The following is an 18,378-nucleotide window of genomic DNA, read 5'->3' on the forward strand; positions in this document are numbered from 1 at the left end:
ACCGAACTCTTGTTCTGTTTTTATTATATCAGGTATAAGCATCAAACATCAATATAAGCGCTCATGAGCCGTCACTGTTCAATATTTGAACAAACCCGTTTGTTCCGTCGATTCGGATGTAGGCGCCGTCTTCTATGATGTCTGTCGCTTTGTCAATTCCGACGACCGCAGGAATGCCGTATTCCCTTGCCACTACTGAACCATGAGTCATCATGCCGCCCACCTCCGTAATCAGTCCAACCGCTGAAGTAAAAAGCGGAGTCCAGCCCGGATCAGTATACGGCGCCACTAAGATGTCCCCTTGATTCAGCTTCGCGTCTTCAGGGCTCTTCACAACTCTGGCGGTCCCTTCAATGATGCCCGCAGAAACCGGTGTCCCTGTGAGAGCTCCTTCGGGACTTTTTGCATTTCGCAGCCTCCCTGTGATGATCTCCCCTTCACTTGTCATCACGCGGGGGGATGTGAGCTTTTGATTGGACATATGCTGCCGTTTTCTGTCTGTTAACCATTCCGGAATATTCCCGATGCTGCGATTCTCCAATAGCGCGATAAGCTCTTCAAGCGTCAAGTAAAAAACATCGTCTTCACAATTGAGGATTCCTTTTTCAACGAGGTGGCGGGCTTCTTTAAGAATGGCTTTTTTGTATAAAAACATCAATTTTACAAGTGTAAATTTATGATGCTCCCGCATTCCCATCAGGCTTCGATACATATGAACGAGCCGGGAGATTCTCTTTTTTTCCGTGAAACGAAATTGAGAGATGATTTCCTTTTTTGCTTCTTCCGCTTCCATTTCGCCTTGTTTAAATTTCCTCCTGTGTTCCCCTTGGGCAGTCGTCCGAATATGGCTGAGTATGGACGGAACGAGCTGAACCGGAGCCTCTGCCCATCTTGGCCTTGTCATATCGATTTCTCCCACGCACCGCATCCCGTACTTTTTGAGATAACCATCTAAACTCGCCTTCAATTCGGCGCCGCCGGGGATTTTGAGCAATTCTTCCATAAAGTTTTCGCTGTCTGCACGCTTGAAATAGTCAATGACTTCAGGATACTTCCTCGCTTGATCGGAAAGATCCCCCAACTCAAGACCCATTTCCGTTGTGACATTATGAGGCAGGGATTTATACAATTTTCCCAGTAAAATAGCGCTTTTTTCGTCCCCCAGCTTTTTTTTCAGCTTTTTTTCGAGCGCTCCGGCTGCAATCATTCCGCTGAAGACATATACAGCGACTTTTGAAAGCACGTCTTGGAACATCCTTTCCATTCCTTTTTGGATGACGCGGATCGTCTCAGCACCGGAAGTCCGGCTAAGCTTCTCCTCGGTGTCCGTCACGATCGCTTCAATGATCAATTCCGCTTTTTTCTCGGCTTTATCGGGGTTTTTCATCAGCAGGATTCCGACAACCTTTAATGCTGCCGGAATCAAAATCGGCATCAATCTCCCGGCAATATGAAACATGCCTTTTATCGAAATGGAATTAAGCTGTTGTTCTTTGCGCTTGACTGCCTCCGATACAGCAGATGCCATCAGCTGATCCATACCATTTAATACTTTAAGCAGCCGGCTTCGGGCGAATCTGAGGGAAAGAGCACCCGTAATATCGGCGAACACTCTTCCTCCCGCTTCGCGAAGAATCGGCTGTGCCGAAGGGTCTTTTTTTAAAAATCGGAGAACTTGGCTGATCACCGATACACCCAATGGTTTCATTGGATCGGTCATCATTTGGATATAGCCAAAATTAATCAATACATGCGGCTTATCATCAAAAACGTGTACGGCCGGGTATAGGGATGTGATCGGCCGGCTTTGAAGAATGTAAAAGCTGCCGCCGGCAAAAGCCCATTCTATATCCTGTTCCTTACCGTAGTGAGCCTCGATTCTGCGCCCCAGTTCTGCCAATTCGACGATTTTTGGATCCGGCAAAGCCTGTGTTTGTTGTTCTTCCGGAGAGAGGGTTTTCTGAACGGTTCCTCCTTCTGGAACGGAGTAAATGGCCGATTCCTTCTTCGAAAGTTGTTTTTTGACGATTTCACCTGACTGAACCTGATACAGATCAGCGCTCACAATTCCGGACACCAACGCTTCACCCAAGCCGAAGCTGGCATCGATGGAAACCGTTTTGCGGTGCCCCGTGATCGGGTCCGCAGTGAACATAATACCGGACACCTCGGGAAAAACCATCTCTTGCACGACAACTGCAAGAAAAACAGAGCGGTGATCGAAACCGTTTTTCGCGCGGTAGGAAATCGCCCTGTCCGTAAACAGAGAGGACCAGCATTGTTTTACCGCATCAAGAAGCTGATCTTTTCCGCAGACATTCAAAAAGGTATCCTGCTGCCCCGCAAATGAAGCTGTCGGCAGGTCTTCTGCCGTAGCACTGGAGCGGACAGCATAGGCTTTATCTTTGCCGGTCGTATCAACGCCTTCCAGTATCGCCGATTTGATCTCGTCAGGTATGGGAATCTGGGCAAGATGCTCGCGAATCTGCTTCCCCGCAATCCGAATCTGTTCCAGATCATCATGCTTGAGCTGTCCAAGCTGGTCGAGCAGGCTGTCGATGATGCCGCTTGTTTGTATGAACGCGCGATAGGCGGCAGTTGATATGCAAAACCCCTCGGGAACGGGAAAACCCGCTTTTGTCATTTCCCCGAGGTTCGCCCCCTTTCCGCCGACATAGGGCAAAGCAAATTGATCGATTTCATTGAAATACAGCACATATTTCTCCATTCTATCCTCTCCTTAGAGCCGCTTTTTGAAATTCCACGCCTCATTTTGGACGATTGATTTTGCCCTGGCCGGACTTTCAACACACTTTGTCTTATGAGGCATGCTTTTTCATACACAAATATTGAACACTGTGTTGATTAATATTCATCATGTTTATTATAATTGCACAAAAGGCGAATGCAATGAACAATCAATCAGCAAATGTTAAGTTCTCAACACAAACATGGACATTGTTGATTTTCATGGACCTCAGGAGGATTTGTATGACTGGACAAAAAAAAGACCGCAGGGTAAAGCGCACGAAAAAAATGATTAGAGACGCACTTTCTGAACTGATGAAAAATAAAACGTTTGAAGAGATAACCGTCACGGACATTACAACGAAAGCCGATATTAACCGCGGCACGTTTTACTTGCATTACGAAGATAAATACGATTTGCTGGAACAAAGCGAGGAGGAAATTATCCAAGAGATCAGTAACATTGCTAAACGCTCGATTCACTCAATGGACATATTAAATCAGGATGTGATTGATCATCCGCTAACGTTTGTCGTCGATATTTTTCAATATATAAGAGAAAACGAGGTTTTTATGAAGGCAATTTTAGGCCCGAAAGGCCCGGGTTCTTTCCGTTTGAAATTCAAATCGGTTTTGAGCATCAATTTAAAACGGCTGAAAAAAGCGATCAAGGCGGATCCGATCGTACCGGAGGACTACTTGATTTCCTATATAACCGGCGCTCATATCAGCGTCATGCAGCAATGGCTGGAAAACGGCATGAAAGAGACGCCGCATGATATGGCGCTCATTTTATCAAAAATAACCGGGATGGGCCCTGCATACGCGGCAGGACTGAGAAAAAAATGACAGGCTTTCAGGAAGAGGGATAACCCTCTTTTTTGCTTTTTTCGTGGTATGTATAAGAAATCAAAAACAATCCAAAATATAGTGAAAAAGGTGGTGAGACCATGCAGAAGAAAGGCATTCAAAACAGCAGCCTCGAGCAGCTGAAAAACGACCACGAAACAGAAAGCGCATTCCAGCAGGATAACAAAAGCAATAAACAGCAACAAAACAGGAATGCTTTAAAATAAGCTGAAAGGTGTGGAAACGAAATGAAGCATGTAAGAGCATTGTGTTTAAAATTTATTGTGAGCCTTGTCCTCTTATATGTGGTGCTAACTCTATTTTTTGGCGTTCCATTTGGCGAAATGTTTGTTTTGACATTGTTTTTAGGTGTGATCTCCTATCTGATCGGAGATCTTCTTCTTCTGCCGAGAACAAACAATACAACTGCAACAATGGGAGACTTTGGCCTTTCCCTCGTATTGATCTGGGCGATTCTCGCCATGCAAAATAATCCGCCGTATGGTTCGCTTGCTGCCGCTTCAATCGTGTCAGCAATCGGCGTCACAGTGTTCGAATATTTCTTCCACCGCTATATGGAAGCCAACGTTTTGGGCGAAACGGAAAACGAAAAACGGGAAAAGCCAGGCTCATTGCAGTATCAAAGTGAAGCATCGGAAGAACTTTACCCGGTTACCCCATCTAAAAAACAGGACGAAGACTAAGCACAAAAACCTGCCGATCGGCAGGTTTTTTACTTTTTATGCCCCGAGGTATTTTTTCCTCATTTAAAGGAATATCGGTCTTTTTCACGAATTGATAATAAAAAAGTGAGGAGGGCTAAAAATATGACACATCGCGCACTAAAGCATTTAGATTATCACAACTGGGCGAATCAAAGGGTGCTCAGCCACCTGAAAAGCCTGCCTGAAGAGCTGTTCACCCGGGAAATCCAAAGCGTTTTTCAATCTGTATCTGAGGTCGTTACCCATATGTGCGTGGCCGACGCCTTGTGGCTGAAAGTAATATCCGGAGCCGCTTACGAGGAAGCAAAGGAAACCGGCATGCGGCTGAAAGAAATGTTAAAGGGAAAAAAGATTGATGACTTCGTCTCCATTTTTCAAGACACGGCGCTTCAATATGAAACGTTTTTTGAAAATCTTGAAGACCCCGATGGTGAAATCACGATTGCACATCCGGCATTCGGCGAAATCAAAACGCCTGTTAGCGAACTCCTTCATCACGTGGTCAATCACGGCACGTACCACAGAGGCAACATTTCAGCGATGCTGAGGCAAATGGGTGAAGCGGGTGTGCCGACTGACTATGTTTATTATTTATTAAGCATGAAGCAGCCGACATAAATAAAAAACCCTTGTTCCGCTTTTGGAACAAGGGTTTCACAATTAAAATGATGCTGCAAGTTTTTTAGCTTCTGCTAAGCCGTTTTCAATGATTTTTTGAGCGTCGTCAGGAACAGCGTTGTGTCCTTCGATGACAACGGTATGCAGGTCTTGAACACCGAAGAAGCCCATGACGGTTTTCATGTAGTTCAATGACATTTCCATTGCAGCCATCGGTCCTTCAGAATAGAAGCCTCCTCTGGCATTTAACAGAGCAACCTTCTTGTCTCCCATCAGGCCTTTAGGTCCTTCAGGAGTGTATGTAAACGTCACTCCTGCGCGGGACAAGTAGTCCACATAAGTGTGAAGTACAGCTGGAACAGCAAAGTTCCACAATGGGAAAGCAAAAACAACTTTATCGGCTTTGACGAATTCGTCCAAGTAACGGTCCGCTACAGCTGCAGCTGCTTTTTCTTCCTCGTTCAATTCCATGCCTTTTCCTGCTTTAAATGTCCCGTTAATAGCATTTCTACCCAGGTACGGCGGGTTTTCTTTGTAAAGATCAAGCTCTACAATTTCATCGTTTGGATGATTTTCTTTATAGCTGTTAAGAAACGCATCATAAAGTTTTACAGATACAGCTTCTTCAGCAGTACGGTCATTAGCTTTAACAAACAATACTTTAGACATTCTATTTTCCTCCCGTGCTAACGTTTCAATATTTACTTACAAATAGTATGTTACTTTCTTTTAAATAGAAAGTCAACTCATTTATTTTGATGCCAAAAGATGTTTCTATCAAAAAAGCCCTGTTCATATTTGATAAAAAACAAACGATTGCTCATATCAGCAAGAACTTTCGTTCGGATAATACAACATTATTTAAGTTCAAGCATAAAATATTATATTATGTAGCATATTTATGCGTGGTAGGAATATGCTGCGAAGCAAATAAAAAAGTTTTCGTTTAGGTTACAATGGCACATCTCATTAGGAACATTTATATCGATAACAATATACAAACCAAGTGATACTTGCACTTAGTAAAGACAACGCAATCAGTGCGGTTAGATAACTATACGTTTGCCAAACTAGAAATGACCTCCAACTAGCCCCAAATATTGTGGGGAGGATTAGGCATAGGATACCTATAAAAATTGTAGTCACAAGCCAAAAAGCTATGAGTATCAATCTCTTTTTCGTTAACGGTAATTTCCTATTCTGTTTCTTTCTACGCACCCCTACAAAGAAAAATAGAATTGCTAGTAATGTTAGAGCAATTGTAGCGGAAGATAGGGCGATATCGGAAATCTGCATCAAACTCATTTGATAGCTTTGGGAGATGTTTCCGTCTAAAATATCCTTAATATTATATAACATATCAATATTTGTACTGGCACTATTGGATAATAGAGAGATACCTAGCTGTTCTTCTGGGAATAAGAATATATTTGTTGCAAACGTTGGATTACCACCTGCGTGTTGGATGAATGTCTGATCTGCATTCACGACCCACCCCGCCCCATAGTACAGTTCATCCACAGCCGCAACAGACCTATTGCCCTCATGTGATTTTGCAATCAGCCCTTGAAAGATTTCCGGAATATCTTCAACAATTCCCAATTGAATTCCCATCCAACGGGCTATGTCTTGAGAGGACGAAAACAGATACCCAGCAGGTGTGTTTCCTCTAAATTCCGGTGCATCATATGGCAGCGTCATGAAAAAAGCGGAACGATAGCCCTGTGCCAACTGACCTGTCGCTTGTACCTTACCTCTATTCGCATAAGTTTCATACAACCCCAGTGGTCGAAATACTTGTTCTTCCATAAAATCCTCAAAGCTTTGCCCCGATACGGTTTCTATCACCAAGCCCAGCACATCATAATTTACCGTCCCATATTCATATCTTTCGCCAGGTGGAAATACCACTTCGGCATCTATTAACATTTCAACGGTCTTTTGCAACATATCTGGTGTATTTCCCTCTGGGATATGCTGAGTATGATACCTATTGATTAACCCTGTAGTATGATGAAGGAAATGATTCAAAGTAACACTCTGCATGTCAACGGGCTGTCCCTGATATCGCAATGAGAACCAAGGTAAATACTCTACAACCGAATCGTCCATAGACAAAAATCCCTGCTCTTCCAAAAGTAAAATTCCTAAAGCAGTAAAAGCTTTGCTGACGGAGGCTAACTCCCATATGGTGTTTTCATTGGTCAAAATCCCTTCCTCAGAGTTTGCATAGCCGGATGAAAAGAAATAGGTATCATCCCTTGATTGTATTGAAACTGACATGCCCGGTGTGCCAGATATACGCCTAGCATCTTCTAATAATGATTGGATTGCAACAGACTCTTCCTCTGTCAATGCATAGGCTGAGGTGTTAAATCCAACAAACAACATAAATACTGTGATTATTGTTATAATTATCATCTTACTTCCCATGAGACACCCCCAGTAATAAAATATTGACTCGCTATCTGTGATCATGATGCCACTATATTTTTTCATTTCAAAGCAGACACATTATACCGATTATACAAGGGAAAAGGTTATTTCTGAATATGTAATGAGATTAATAAAATGGAAAAAGATAGATTAAGTTATGGCGCAGTACGTAAAAACTATTACCTTATCTTTGATAAACATAATAGAGAAATTTACATATTAAACATGATTATATGTAAATCTCCTTATTTTTCTGCTAATGTAAAAGATTTTGATAGGTGTATATTCAATGCTTTCATGTCTACAATCCATCAAGCAATTGTTTCTTCGTTTTATATCCAGATATTATACTTTATCGGCGTTCTGTCTCTCACTCAACATCGATTATGCCCCTATGACAATATGTCCGCAAGAATTTTATTGCAGCAAGAATTTCATTGCAGAATTTGATACTTTTTTCTCCCTCTCTAATAGTTGATATGATAAGGATATTACACAATATCACAACACATCATGCGATAATAACATTGAACAAATAAAGATTTATTTTGCCCCCCCCCTACAACTCCAATACAAATCGTAATATGATATTAACCGTAACAAAGATATAGACAGAAACTTAGCAAGCGAGAAAATAAAAATGAGAAAGAGCGATGTATGAAGAGCTATTTTTTTAAAAAACAACATTGCATATCGTGATATTTATTTTGTGAGAATAGCCATACTAAAACCTTTCTACATGCGAAAAATCACTTCATAAGCTGTCTTTGAAAGGAATTATTTAAAAATACTCCCATACAACTAAATACAGAAGTTTGAAACTACTACATTCATGAATGGAAACCTAAGATGACTTGTTTCAAGCGAGACATACAAGCAGTCTCTAAACATTGTAGTTGATAAAACAGCGAGCAGTATTGACCGTAAAAGCTGTTATGTAGACTAATGATTGTAAAAACAATCTACTATATATCGCCATGATGGAAGCCTATTCCAGAGCGATTGATAAGCTCCGAGATACCGAATACGAACGGTTAGCGAGATAAATAGAAATAGTGCTTCATTTTTCACAATGGAAGTGAGTGCATGGAGAAATTATGAAAAACTGCCGAAGTGACACCGCTTCCGCAAGCGGCAGCAAAAGCGAGCAAGTGGAAGCGGTGTGCGTGTCGTTGCGTAGCAACGACACCATTCTACCTCTCCATATCTAACAGGGAGGTAGGAAATAGAGAATAATAGTATGGAATCCGTTGATACGGTAAGGGAAATGATGTCCTGTGCTGGAATTTTGTGGCGGACATATCAAGGAATTGGATAAAAAAGGTGATAAAAAAAGACTTTTATATCAGATTGATGGAAGAAACAAAGAGATTTGACTTAGGCATGTAGATTCTTTTAAACAACTAACACTGGATATATCTTGTGAAGAAAAATGATATACAAAAAGCTACGTTTCAAAGATACCTAGAAGCGTCAGGGATTATTAGAAAGTTATTCGGAAATATTCAGTTAAAAGATATGAATGACATTGCTGTGCAAAGAAAAATTGATGAATACGCAAAGAAGCGTTCTCACAGTACCACTCGCAGCTTGTTAATAAAAGTCAAAATGGCACTTCGTGACGCTTACGCTCGTGGTTATCTCACGAATGATTTCGCAGAACTTGTCAAACCTCGTGGGAAAGAGTTATCGAAACGAAACAAAGCGTTATCCATTACGGACTTCCAAAAGCTAAGAACATATCTACTAGCACACACAGAGGAAGAATTTCATGTGCTCGTCTTAGTAGCTTTAGAAACAGGTATGCGAAGAGGAGAATTGGGTTAACGTAGACACCTTCTTGATGAAGTGAGTCTGCAAAACGTAAAGTTGTGTCGCGATCTGGAAGAATAAGTGGAATAATAGGTGATTCACTATGTAATACATTAAGACCTATTTGTTGAATGCCGTCTCTTAAGTACTTTTCGTTTTCGTGTAACTTTTCCTGGATGTCCGGATTTTTCTCTAGAATATCAATAGCTGCAATTAAACCTCCGATAACTGATAAATGTTTTATTGTGTCGAGTACTTGACTCCCCGTCGACAGTTGTAGGACATCTCTTTTAACAAACAGAGCCATAGAAAAAAGCACCCTGTTTTTGCGGGTGCTTATTTTGAATCCTGCTCCTCATCAAGACGTTCGTAAGCATATGAACGCTTTTGATCCATCGTTTCTCTGTTTGTCAAATCCTTCATTTGCCGTGTAAATTGCTCGTCATATCCTTCCCCCTCTTGATTTCTTTTTTCTGTTTCAGCTTGAGTCTCCGCGGTTTTTCTTGCATATGGAACGGCTTCGAGGCGCTCATATGGTATTTCTTGACCTGTTGCTTCACATATTCCGTATGTGCCGTCTTCCAATCGCTTGAGGGCGTCTTCCACTTCTTTTAATAAATTTCTGTCCGTCTGCCGGAAGGTCTGCTCTCTCATTCGTTCAAAATAAACGCTGGCATGGTCAGCCTGATGATTGTCAACTCCGTTTGAAAGCTCGCCCGTTTCTTCCGCCATCGACTGATCTGTTCCTTCTGCAGGGGAAAGGCTTTGTTTTAAGTCAATTAATTTATGGTAGAGATGGTCTTTTTGTTTTTGTGTTAATGGCATGGCTGATCCTCCTCCTTTCTTCTTCCTTTCCCGATTTCGTGCGAGAAAAACCCGCCTTTCCAAAATAAAAAGGCCGTTCAGACGCGGGCAAGCGGTGAACAGCCTTTACGGTTTATGCACATAAGTATTTTGATAACAGCGCTTGAATTTCAAGCATGTCGGTATCCTTCGTAAATTCCAGGTCAAAGATTTTGCTGCTGGTCATCAGAGAAAGAGAACTGTCTGGATTGAACATGCTGACTTCTCTAATCGCAAAGCCTTCAATCGATCTGTATGGCAGAAAGACGCGGACTTTCTTTTTGGAAAACAGTTTATTATCAAAAAAAATAATCCGTTTGTTCGTAAAACAAATTTGATCTATCCTCAGTCTGCAAACCGATTCAATTTTTTCTCCTTCTATGAGCAGCGGTTCAAATTTTTTGCCGTCTGTTGTCTTGCTTGCTGAAAAAACGCCCAATCAAAACCCCTCTTTCTGTATATCCAATTTATGTTTATGCACAAGGCAAAGTATACTTGTCAGTTACTAATAAGGATACGATAACCCTGATTTATAAACAATTACGAGCAGATTACATTTCTTTAACGCTATATGTTTGTTTTTACTATCAATTAATACGCCCGGCGGACGCGGGAGGTTTCAACTTTTCATCAGTTTTTTCAGCTTATTTTTCGTTTGCTATCAATCAAAAGGTGGATAACGGATAAAACAAAAAACCGCAGCAGGATGTTCTTCCTCTGCGGTTCTCTTCTGACTATTATGCCTGATATGCACATATCAGGCACTTGCTTCTGCTTCGGTCAAGCAACTGATTCAGTCAGCTGATTTTTTATGAATGCGTGCGGGTGTTTGTTCAACTCCCATTCATTGCTGTTGATGACCCGTGCAAATTGTTCAGGCTTTTACTTCTTCAAAGTACTCTTTGTAATAGCCGCCGACTTTGTTTGTATTATCGATGATAAACAGAAACTCATCCGTTTCGTTTTTGACCTCGTATACGTTGCCTACGGTCAGCGCTCTGTTGACGATGTACTTTTTGGCATCGGTATGTATGCACTTTACTTTTTTAATGGTGTTATTGTTTTGCCATTTTTCGTGAATCATGCGGATGTCTCCTTTTTCATACGTGTATAGTTTCCATTGTAGCGTTTTTTCGCCGAAATGCAATGCGATCTGGAGGCGAAAGTGATTTTAAAGAGCATGGATATTGATTTGGATTCATTCCCTGTTATAGAATGGTGGTGTATAGTTCCAAAATCAGAAATATATCCCTCTTTCATCCGCGCAATGACCAAATCAAAAGACAAACCAGCACCAAGACAACTCACCCGAAGACAGACCAAAATTTCAAAGGAGGTTTGTTTGACAAACATGAGTTCATTAACAATGCAGGTCAGTAAAAAGCTGGAGTCATTTTTGCAGGGAACAAAGAAGCTCTATATTAACGGGGAATTTGTAGCCAGCGCCTCAAACAAAACGTTTGAGACCCCAAACCCGGCGACTGGTGAAACGCTCGCCACCTTATATGAAGCAGGTCCCGAGGATGTGGACAAAGCGGTGAAAGCCGCGCGGGAAGCTTTTGACCGCGGTGAGTGGCGGACGATGAACCCGGCCGAAAGAAGCCGGCTGATGTACAAACTCGCCGATCTGATGGAGGAACACAAAACGGAACTGGCTCAGCTTGAAACGCTGGATAACGGAAAGCCGATCAGCGAAACGACCGCAGGCGATATTCCGCTGTCAATTGAACATATGCGCTATTATGCCGGCTGGGCGACGAAAATAACCGGACAGACGATTCCTGTTAACGGACCTTATTTTAACTATACACGACATGAGCCTGTCGGAGTTGTCGGGCAAATTATCCCTTGGAACTTCCCGCTTCTGATGGCCATGTGGAAAATGGGAGCCGCTCTTGCAGCCGGATGTACGGTTGTCTTAAAACCGGCGGAACAAACGCCGCTTTCCGCTCTGTATTTGGCGGAACTGATCGATGAAGCAGGCTTCCCGAAAGGCGTCATCAACATCATTCCTGGCTTCGGTGAGACGGCCGGAGAAGCTCTGACCGATCATGCCCTTGTCGACAAACTGGCATTCACAGGGTCAACGGAAATCGGCAAAAAAATTATGGAGAAAGCGGCCAAATCGGTTAAACGGGTGACCCTTGAACTCGGCGGAAAGTCGCCGAATATCATCCTTCCTGACGCCGATCTGAAGAAAGCGATTCCAGGCGCACTAACCGGCGTCATGTTCAATCAAGGCCAAGTGTGCTGTGCGGGATCGCGCGTGTTCATCCATAAAGACCAATATGACAAAGTCGTCGATGAAATGGCCGCATATTCCAAGTCGCTCCGCCAGGGTGCGGGCCTTCATGAAGACACGCAAATGGGACCGCTTGTCAGCAAAGAGCAGCACGAACGCGTCCTCTCGTATATTGAAAAAGGACGTCAGGAGGGTGCGAAAATCGCAGCCGGCGGAACATGCCCTTATGAGCAGGGATACTTTGTTTCTCCGACTGTATTCACCAATGTCGAAGACGAGATGACAATAGCAAAAGAAGAAATCTTTGGTCCTGTTTTGGCGGCGATCCCTTATGAAACGGTAGATGAAGTCATCGAACGGGCCAATCGCAGCGAATACGGCCTTGCTGCTGGCGTATGGACGGAAAATTTGAAAAACGCCCACTATATCGCCGACCGTCTGCAAGCCGGTACCGTTTGGGTCAACTGCTATAATGCCTTTGACGCCGCATCCCCATTCGGCGGCTACAAACAGTCGGGACTCGGACGTGAAATGGGCTCATACGCTCTGGATAACTATACAGAAGTAAAAAGCGTCTGGATTCATACAGGCGAATAACGCACGATATGAGTTTCTGCAGCCGCCCTGTCGATCAGGGCGGTTTTCTTTTTTATAGAAATAAACATTTATAGACACATATGGTAAAATGAATGATAGTTTAAGTCGAATGGAATGATAGAATCGTGTTTTCTTCCTCTCTTGGCAAAACCCTCTGGAATCAAAAAAGTTTTAGATACATATGGGCATCACAAACAGCACAGGCTGTCGGGTCGATTTTGATGACGATCATCGTCATGGTCGATGTGTTTAAGGAAACGAACTCTGTATTCGGATCGGGTCTGGTCTTGGCTATATCCTCGTTCGGCAGTGTATTAGGCGGTGCGATGGCTTCTTTTGCTATTCAGCGCCTCGACCTGCTTCAAACAGCGGCTTGTTCAACATGGTTCAGAGCGGTCTGCGCATTATGCATCGGCTTATGCCAAACGCTGGGCTTACCCTCTTATATCATTTATGTGCTGCTGTTTTTGCAAAGCTTTGTCGGTTCCTGGTATTCCCCCGCACAGTTAGGTTTACTGTATCAAGCGATTAAAAAGCGCGATTACGTGGCGGCATCGGGAAGCATCGTAACGGTCAACCAGTTTGTTCAGGCAGCAGGCTGGGGGCTCGGCGGCTATTTAACCGTTTTGGCCCAAACTCACACGCTGACATTGTTTACAGCAGGACTCTTTTTCGTATCAGGACTTTTAATCAAATTGCCGGATTTGAAAACAGCTGTTATCCCTCGTCAAAAAACCCGCACACAATCAGTCTGGCGCACTGTATACAGGAAGAAAACCGTTTTGCTGCTTACGATGATGGACATGTCAGAAGGTTTAGCAAATGCGGTCTGGACTTCCGCCGTTTTGCTGGCTTTTACGAAAGAGGTGCTAAATAAAGGGGAGGCTTGGTGGGGATTCATCAATGCCGGTTATTTTTTGGGAGCGATTTTGGGCGGCATTCTCGCTGTGCTCTTTTCCAACCAGCTCAAAAAAAGGCTTGGCCTCATGATTGTCTTGGGTTCTGTTTCAATGGGAATCACAACGCTTTTATTCGCCTATTCGTCAAATCCCCTCCTTTCGGTCATCCTCTGTATCATGATGGGTCCGCTTTATCAAGTAAGAGACGTCAGCCAGACGGTTATCCTTCAAGATACGTTGACAGATGAAGAGCGCGCACCGGTCACCGCCGCCAAAAATACTATTTTGACTGCATGGTCTGTCTTAACAATCGCCATTATGGGGGCTTTGGCGGACTTGATCGGGGTGCAAAGCGTATTTATCGCTGCCGCTGTATTATATGCCGGAACAGCCGCTGTCACATTTTTCGTGCGGGATGTGAGAACGTACAGCCAGTCTGCAAGGCAAATAGAACGATGAAGCTGCTGTGGATATTCGATGACAATGGCGCTGATTGCCGGCGGCATTTACAGCCGTTCAGCAAAGATTGAAAAATAAAAATGAACAAAGCGGCGCTCAGTAGAATAACATGCTGCGCGCCCTCTGATTCAGCGGGATATCAGCTCTTCGTATTCCCGCTTCAATATCCCCATAATGATTTCATCTGAGTACTGTTTATTCATATAAAGAGCATCCCTGACAGTACCTTCCCTTTTAAATCCGGCTTTTTCATATGCTTTCAGCGCGCGCTTATTGTGTGAAAAGACTTCGAGCTGAAGGCGGTTAAGATCGAGCATTTCGAATGCAAACTGCATGGCCAGCCGCACCGCTTCAGGACCATAGCCTTTGTTCAAATAAGCGGGGCTGTGCAAAGCGATTCTAAACCCTGCTTTTCGATTCGTCCGGTCGATGTCAATGATGGACAGATCGCCTATCAAGCGATCGTCCTCCTTTAAGCAGACGGCAAAATCATAGCGCGTCTCGTCGCTTGTGATTCTCTCGTAGTGCTCATAAAGGTCTTCCATCGTAAATTCGCGCGTCGTGCCCGTCATATATCTGATGTCTTCATTTTGAACAGCTTTGTAAAAGCTCTCCATATCCCCTTTTTCAACAGGTCTGAGATAAACCTTGCGGCACTCGAACATCGAACGCCCCTCCCCTGCTACTTTTGATACGCAGCAAACCAATGGTATGGCTGTATTTCCTTTAAAGATTTATAAAGCAGATGCCCATCCGGTACAGTTACAGCTGCTTTAAGATCCGGCCCCCAATAAAAAAGTCTTTCCTGGCATACCCCACACGGTGTTAATACCTTGCATTCGGAATGTTCATCATCTCTCACGACACAAACAGAGTGCGTAATTTTTGCCTGATATTTATGGGCTTCGAGAATGGCGCCCGTTTCAATGCATAAATCGGTTGAAGCGTTGATTACTTCCGGCGCTACGCTCGTCAAGATTCTCCCGTCTTCGGTATACATGGCGGCTGCCCCGCCCCATCCGGTCGGATACCTCTTTTTGATCAATTCGACTGCGGTGTCATACAGCATCTGTTCAATATTCATTCAGCAACATCCCCCAAACATTGTTTCTAAGGTCTCTCTTTTTACAATACCTGATAATGGAACAGAGGTAAACGAAGATATTCATGATTTCCTGATCATGCTCACGCATGCCCGCGCTGACGAATGCCTCTGTATGCTCATCACATATTCAAAATCGCTGTTCTTCTGTTTTCATCCGGTTGGCATGACACATTTCCGAAATGAATACAGTAAAATGAAGGAGATGAGAAGATTGCGTTCTTTACTAGAAGACGTGAAAGCTTTCAGACAAAAGACGCTCGCAAAGCTTCAAAATAGACAGAGACCTGATGGGTCATGGCGGTTTTGTTTTGAAGGGCCCGTGATGACAGACAGCTTTTTCATTTTGATGCTGACCTCACTTGGCGATCAGGACTCTTCTCTCATCACAAGTCTTGCTGAACGAATCCGTTCGAAGCAGAGCGGAGACGGTGCGTTTCGCAATCATCCGGATGAAACGGCAGGCAATTTGACCGCGACAGTCCAGGGCTATACCGGGATGCTGGCTTCGGGGCTCTATGACCGGAGAGATGCGCATATGCAGAAAGCCGAGGCGTTTATTAAGGCAACAGGCGGTTTGAAGAATGTGCACTTTATGACGAAGTGGATGCTCGCTGCCAACGGGCTGTATCCATGGCCGAGAGCCTATATTCCGCTTTCGTTTTTACTGATCCCGCCCTATTTCCCGCTTCATTTTTACCATTTCAGCACATACGCAAGAATTCATTTTGTCCCGATGGCCATTACGTTTAATCGACGATTCTCTTTAAAAAACAACCAAATCGGCTCGCTTCGGCATCTGGATGAAGCCATGTCAAAAAATCCTCTCGAATGGCTGAACATCCGCTCTTTTGACGAGAGAACCTTCTATTCTTTCAATCTGCAATGGAAACAGCTCTTTCAATGGCCGGCTTATGTTCATCAGCTCGGATTTGAAGCGGGCAAAAAATATATGCTGGACAGAATCGAAGAAGACGGAACACTATACAGCTATGCGAGCGCGACCATGTTCATGATTTACAGCCTGCTAGCGATGGGAATATCAAAAAACGCCCCCGTTGTTAAAAAAGCAGTCGGCGGAATCAAAAGCCTTATTTCCTCATGCGGAGAGGAAGGCTTCCATTTGGAAAACTCAACTTCCACTGTCTGGGACACCGCGCTCATCAGCTTTGCCATGCAGGAATCCGGAATACCTGAACAACATTCTTCCATCTCATCGGCAGCGGACTACCTTCTCAAAAGACAGCATGTGAAAAAAGCGGACTGGGCGGTCTCAAACCCTCAAGCGGCACCGGGAGGGTGGGGTTTTTCACACATCAATACAAACAATCCCGATTTGGACGATACCGCTGCGGCATTAAAAGCAATTCCGTTTCAAAGGCGTCCGGCTGCCTGGAACCGGGGGCTCACCTGGCTTTTATCAATGCAAAACAAGGATGGGGGGTTTTCAGCATTTGAAAAAAACGTTGACCATCCGCTCATCCGACATCTGCCGCTCGAATCTGCCGCTGACGCAGCAGTCGATCCGTCAACGGCAGACTTGACTGGGCGCGTTCTTCATCTGCTCGGACTTAAAGAGCGGTTGACAGATAACCATCCCGCAGTCAGACGCGCTCTAAGGTGGCTTGATCACCATCAGGAAGCTGACGGTTCGTGGTATGGCAGATGGGGCGTCTGCTTTATTTACGGGACATGGGCCGCACTCACCGGAATGAAAGCCGTCGGAATTTCCCACAATCACGCGTCTGTCAGAAAAGCGGTCTCCTGGCTTAAATCGATCCAGCTTGAAGACGGAAGCTGGGGAGAATCTTGCAAAAGCTGTGAAGCGAAGCGTTTTGTCCCTCTTCACTTTGGAACAGTTGTTCAATCTTCATGGGCGCTGGAGGCGCTTTTGCAATATGAACGTCCGGATGACCCTAAGATCTTAAAAGGGATTCGTTTTCTCACCGATGGTCACGAAAGCTCGCCTGAGCGACTCGAATACCCGACGGGAATCGGGCTGCCGAAACAATTCTACATCCGCTATCACAGTTATCCTTTTGTGTTTTCATTGCTCGCTTCAAGCGCATTTATTAAAAAAGCGGAAATGAGGGAGACATATTGAATGCTTACAAAGAAAAAATAGCGTCATGGGCCAAAGGTCTGAAAGACCAGATGAAAGATGATCCTTCTTTAGAAAGCCAGTTAGAAAAACTTTTTCAATCACTGGATGATCCTCGTGCGACCGAACAGGAATGGTATGAACAGGCAGAAGCCGTGTATCAAGCCATCTCCCGCAGTGATGCGTCTCAAGCCGGCCGGCAGCCATTCAGAACAGTGCCGATCGGAGGCCATCGCCTGCCAAGCCTGCCCTACTCTTATTCAGCCCTTGAGCCTTATATTTCAAGAGAAATTATGTTTCTTCATCATACAAAACATCACCAAAGCTATGTCGACGGCTTGAACAAAGCTGAAAAAGAACTGCAGAAAGCAAGGCAAACCAAACAATTCGACCTTGTAAACCACTGGGAAAGAGAGCTCGCCTTCCACGGAGCCGGGCACTATTTGCACACGATATTTTGGTACGCGATGCATCCAAAAGGAAAAAGGCGGCCGACAGGCGAATTGCTGGAAATGATTAACCGTTCTTTCGGCAGCTATTCGGCCTTTAAAGAACAATTTTCCGAAGCGGCGAAAAAGGTGGAAGGCGTGGGCTGGGCGATCCTTGTCTGGGCGCCTCGCTCGCACCGCTTGGAAATTCTGATCGCAGAAAAACATCAGCTGATGAGCCAATGGGATGTGATCCCCCTTCTCCCGCTCGACGTATGGGAACACGCATACTACCTTCAATATAAAAATGAAAGGGCAAAATACGTCGATAATTGGTGGAATGTCGTTGACTGGAGAGAACCTGAAAGGCGGTTTGCGACAGCAAAGCGCGTTCTATGGGAGCCCTTCTGATTCAAATTCAATGGCGGGACTTCAACTATTGAAGTCCTCTTTTGTTTCGGTAGTTGCGCCGGACATCGGCCTCCCCGTCAAAGCCTTGCCTCAAAAAGCGGACGAGTC

The 18,378-nt window shown here is 44.2% G+C and carries 18 protein-coding genes; 9 read left to right on the forward strand and 9 right to left on the reverse strand.

The annotated features are described in order from the left end of the window. Positions 1 to 61: 61 nt before the first annotated feature. On the reverse strand, positions 62 to 2,728 hold the full coding sequence (locus MKZ04_RS06495) for a phosphoenolpyruvate synthase (RefSeq protein ID WP_035338568.1): 2,667 nt from the start codon (positions 2,726 to 2,728) through the stop codon (positions 62 to 64). Between the two features lie 263 nt (positions 2,729 to 2,991). Between MKZ04_RS06495 and MKZ04_RS06500 the strand changes: the two genes are divergently transcribed. The 4 genes from MKZ04_RS06500 to MKZ04_RS06515 all read left to right on the forward strand — a co-directional run bounded on the left by MKZ04_RS06500 (position 2,992) and on the right by MKZ04_RS06515 (position 4,940). Then, the gene (locus MKZ04_RS06500; RefSeq protein ID WP_145624857.1) at positions 2,992 to 3,597 is read left to right on the forward strand and encodes a TetR/AcrR family transcriptional regulator; all 606 of its coding nucleotides are present in this window, start codon (positions 2,992 to 2,994) and stop codon (positions 3,595 to 3,597) included. A 101-nt stretch (positions 3,598 to 3,698) separates the two neighbouring features. Further along, complete coding sequence (locus tag MKZ04_RS06505) at positions 3,699 to 3,824, forward strand: hypothetical protein (protein ID WP_020451800.1); 126 nt, start codon at positions 3,699 to 3,701, stop codon at positions 3,822 to 3,824. A gap of 21 nt (positions 3,825 to 3,845) precedes the next feature. Further along, entirely contained in the window at positions 3,846 to 4,301 is a 456-nt protein-coding gene (locus MKZ04_RS06510; RefSeq protein ID WP_020451801.1) for a YndM family protein, read from the forward strand. A gap of 123 nt (positions 4,302 to 4,424) precedes the next feature. Beyond that, positions 4,425 to 4,940 carry a DinB family protein gene (locus MKZ04_RS06515; protein ID WP_020451802.1) on the forward strand — a complete coding sequence of 172 codons (516 nt, stop codon included), beginning with the start codon at positions 4,425 to 4,427 and terminating at the stop codon, positions 4,938 to 4,940. 42 nt (positions 4,941 to 4,982) lie between these two features. Here the strand turns inward: MKZ04_RS06515 and MKZ04_RS06520 are convergent, their stop codons facing one another. Then, entirely contained in the window at positions 4,983 to 5,609 is a 627-nt protein-coding gene (locus tag MKZ04_RS06520; protein WP_020451803.1) for an FMN-dependent NADH-azoreductase, read from the reverse strand. A 300-nt stretch (positions 5,610 to 5,909) separates the two neighbouring features. Then, on the reverse strand, positions 5,910 to 7,373 hold the full coding sequence (locus MKZ04_RS06525) for a serine hydrolase (RefSeq protein WP_031305170.1): 1,464 nt from the start codon (positions 7,371 to 7,373) through the stop codon (positions 5,910 to 5,912). 1,425 nt (positions 7,374 to 8,798) lie between these two features. On the opposite strand from MKZ04_RS06525, the gene MKZ04_RS06530 reads away from it, so the two are divergent. Next, on the forward strand, positions 8,799 to 9,203 hold the full coding sequence (locus tag MKZ04_RS06530; protein WP_020451805.1) for an integrase: 405 nt from the start codon (positions 8,799 to 8,801) through the stop codon (positions 9,201 to 9,203). On the opposite strand, the gene MKZ04_RS06535 is transcribed toward MKZ04_RS06530, so the two are convergent. From MKZ04_RS06535 to MKZ04_RS06550, 4 genes are all read right to left on the reverse strand, one after another. Further along, complete coding sequence (locus tag MKZ04_RS06535; protein WP_328067226.1) at positions 9,091 to 9,495, reverse strand: aminotransferase class I/II-fold pyridoxal phosphate-dependent enzyme; 405 nt, start codon at positions 9,493 to 9,495, stop codon at positions 9,091 to 9,093. The two genes, MKZ04_RS06530 and MKZ04_RS06535, sit on opposite strands and share 113 nt — an antisense overlap. 29 nt (positions 9,496 to 9,524) lie before the next feature. Continuing rightward, positions 9,525 to 10,013, reverse strand: coding sequence for a TraR/DksA family transcriptional regulator (locus MKZ04_RS06540; RefSeq protein WP_020451807.1), 489 nt, complete (start codon positions 10,011 to 10,013; stop codon positions 9,525 to 9,527). A 112-nt stretch (positions 10,014 to 10,125) separates the two neighbouring features. Continuing rightward, complete coding sequence (locus MKZ04_RS06545; protein ID WP_328067225.1) at positions 10,126 to 10,470, reverse strand: PH domain-containing protein; 345 nt, start codon at positions 10,468 to 10,470, stop codon at positions 10,126 to 10,128. 435 nt (positions 10,471 to 10,905) lie between these two features. Next, the gene (locus tag MKZ04_RS06550) at positions 10,906 to 11,115 is read right to left on the reverse strand and encodes a DUF6501 family protein (protein WP_328067224.1); all 210 of its coding nucleotides are present in this window, start codon (positions 11,113 to 11,115) and stop codon (positions 10,906 to 10,908) included. Positions 11,116 to 11,382: 267 nt separating this feature from the next. Between MKZ04_RS06550 and MKZ04_RS06555 the strand changes: the two genes are divergently transcribed. Together MKZ04_RS06555 and MKZ04_RS06560 are read left to right on the forward strand one after the other, a co-directional pair. After that, positions 11,383 to 12,870, forward strand: a complete 1,488-nt coding sequence (locus MKZ04_RS06555; RefSeq protein ID WP_009328061.1) for an aldehyde dehydrogenase family protein — start codon at positions 11,383 to 11,385, stop codon at positions 12,868 to 12,870. A gap of 221 nt (positions 12,871 to 13,091) precedes the next feature. Further along, positions 13,092 to 14,228 carry an MFS transporter gene (locus MKZ04_RS06560; protein ID WP_341045572.1) on the forward strand — a complete coding sequence of 379 codons (1,137 nt, stop codon included), beginning with the start codon at positions 13,092 to 13,094 and terminating at the stop codon, positions 14,226 to 14,228. A gap of 128 nt (positions 14,229 to 14,356) precedes the next feature. On the opposite strand, the gene MKZ04_RS06565 is transcribed toward MKZ04_RS06560, so the two are convergent. Further along, a complete protein-coding gene (locus MKZ04_RS06565) occupies positions 14,357 to 14,893 on the reverse strand; it encodes a GNAT family N-acetyltransferase (protein WP_020451812.1) in 537 nt (178 codons plus the stop codon). 17 nt (positions 14,894 to 14,910) lie between these two features. Further along, complete coding sequence (locus tag MKZ04_RS06570; protein ID WP_095291980.1) at positions 14,911 to 15,312, reverse strand: cytidine deaminase; 402 nt, start codon at positions 15,310 to 15,312, stop codon at positions 14,911 to 14,913. 223 nt (positions 15,313 to 15,535) lie between these two features. On the opposite strand from MKZ04_RS06570, the gene MKZ04_RS06575 reads away from it, so the two are divergent. After that, positions 15,536 to 17,434 carry a terpene cyclase/mutase family protein gene (locus tag MKZ04_RS06575; RefSeq protein ID WP_445662242.1) on the forward strand — a complete coding sequence of 633 codons (1,899 nt, stop codon included), beginning with the start codon at positions 15,536 to 15,538 and terminating at the stop codon, positions 17,432 to 17,434. 50 nt (positions 17,435 to 17,484) lie between these two features. Next, positions 17,485 to 18,270, forward strand: a complete 786-nt coding sequence (locus MKZ04_RS06580; protein ID WP_229078804.1) for a superoxide dismutase — start codon at positions 17,485 to 17,487, stop codon at positions 18,268 to 18,270. The last annotated feature ends 108 nt before the right edge of the window (positions 18,271 to 18,378 follow it).

Source organism: Bacillus sp. FSL W7-1354, from assembly GCF_038002405.1.
GTDB lineage: Bacteria > Bacillota > Bacilli > Bacillales > Bacillaceae > Bacillus > Bacillus paralicheniformis.

Coding starts and splice junctions, on each gene's coding strand:
- MKZ04_RS06560 (WP_341045572.1), top strand. CDS start 13,092: ATGACGATCATCGTCATGGTCGATGTGTTTAAGGAAACGAACTCTGTA.
- MKZ04_RS06515 (WP_020451802.1), top strand. CDS start 4,425: ATGACACATCGCGCACTAAAGCATTTAGATTATCACAACTGGGCGAAT.
- MKZ04_RS06520 (WP_020451803.1), bottom strand. CDS start 5,609: ATGTCTAAAGTATTGTTTGTTAAAGCTAATGACCGTACTGCTGAAGAA.
- MKZ04_RS06580 (WP_229078804.1), top strand. CDS start 17,485: ATGAAAGATGATCCTTCTTTAGAAAGCCAGTTAGAAAAACTTTTTCAA.
- MKZ04_RS06510 (WP_020451801.1), top strand. CDS start 3,846: ATGAAGCATGTAAGAGCATTGTGTTTAAAATTTATTGTGAGCCTTGTC.
- MKZ04_RS06540 (WP_020451807.1), bottom strand. CDS start 10,013: ATGCCATTAACACAAAAACAAAAAGACCATCTCTACCATAAATTAATT.
- MKZ04_RS06575 (WP_445662242.1), top strand. CDS start 15,536: ATGAGAAGATTGCGTTCTTTACTAGAAGACGTGAAAGCTTTCAGACAA.
- MKZ04_RS06525 (WP_031305170.1), bottom strand. CDS start 7,373: ATGGGAAGTAAGATGATAATTATAACAATAATCACAGTATTTATGTTG.
- MKZ04_RS06550 (WP_328067224.1), bottom strand. CDS start 11,115: ATGATTCACGAAAAATGGCAAAACAATAACACCATTAAAAAAGTAAAG.
- MKZ04_RS06565 (WP_020451812.1), bottom strand. CDS start 14,893: ATGTTCGAGTGCCGCAAGGTTTATCTCAGACCTGTTGAAAAAGGGGAT.
- MKZ04_RS06500 (WP_145624857.1), top strand. CDS start 2,992: ATGACTGGACAAAAAAAAGACCGCAGGGTAAAGCGCACGAAAAAAATG.
- MKZ04_RS06535 (WP_328067226.1), bottom strand. CDS start 9,495: ATGGCTCTGTTTGTTAAAAGAGATGTCCTACAACTGTCGACGGGGAGT.
- MKZ04_RS06555 (WP_009328061.1), top strand. CDS start 11,383: ATGAGTTCATTAACAATGCAGGTCAGTAAAAAGCTGGAGTCATTTTTG.
- MKZ04_RS06570 (WP_095291980.1), bottom strand. CDS start 15,312: ATGAATATTGAACAGATGCTGTATGACACCGCAGTCGAATTGATCAAA.
- MKZ04_RS06505 (WP_020451800.1), top strand. CDS start 3,699: ATGCAGAAGAAAGGCATTCAAAACAGCAGCCTCGAGCAGCTGAAAAAC.
- MKZ04_RS06495 (WP_035338568.1), bottom strand. CDS start 2,728: ATGGAGAAATATGTGCTGTATTTCAATGAAATCGATCAATTTGCTTTG.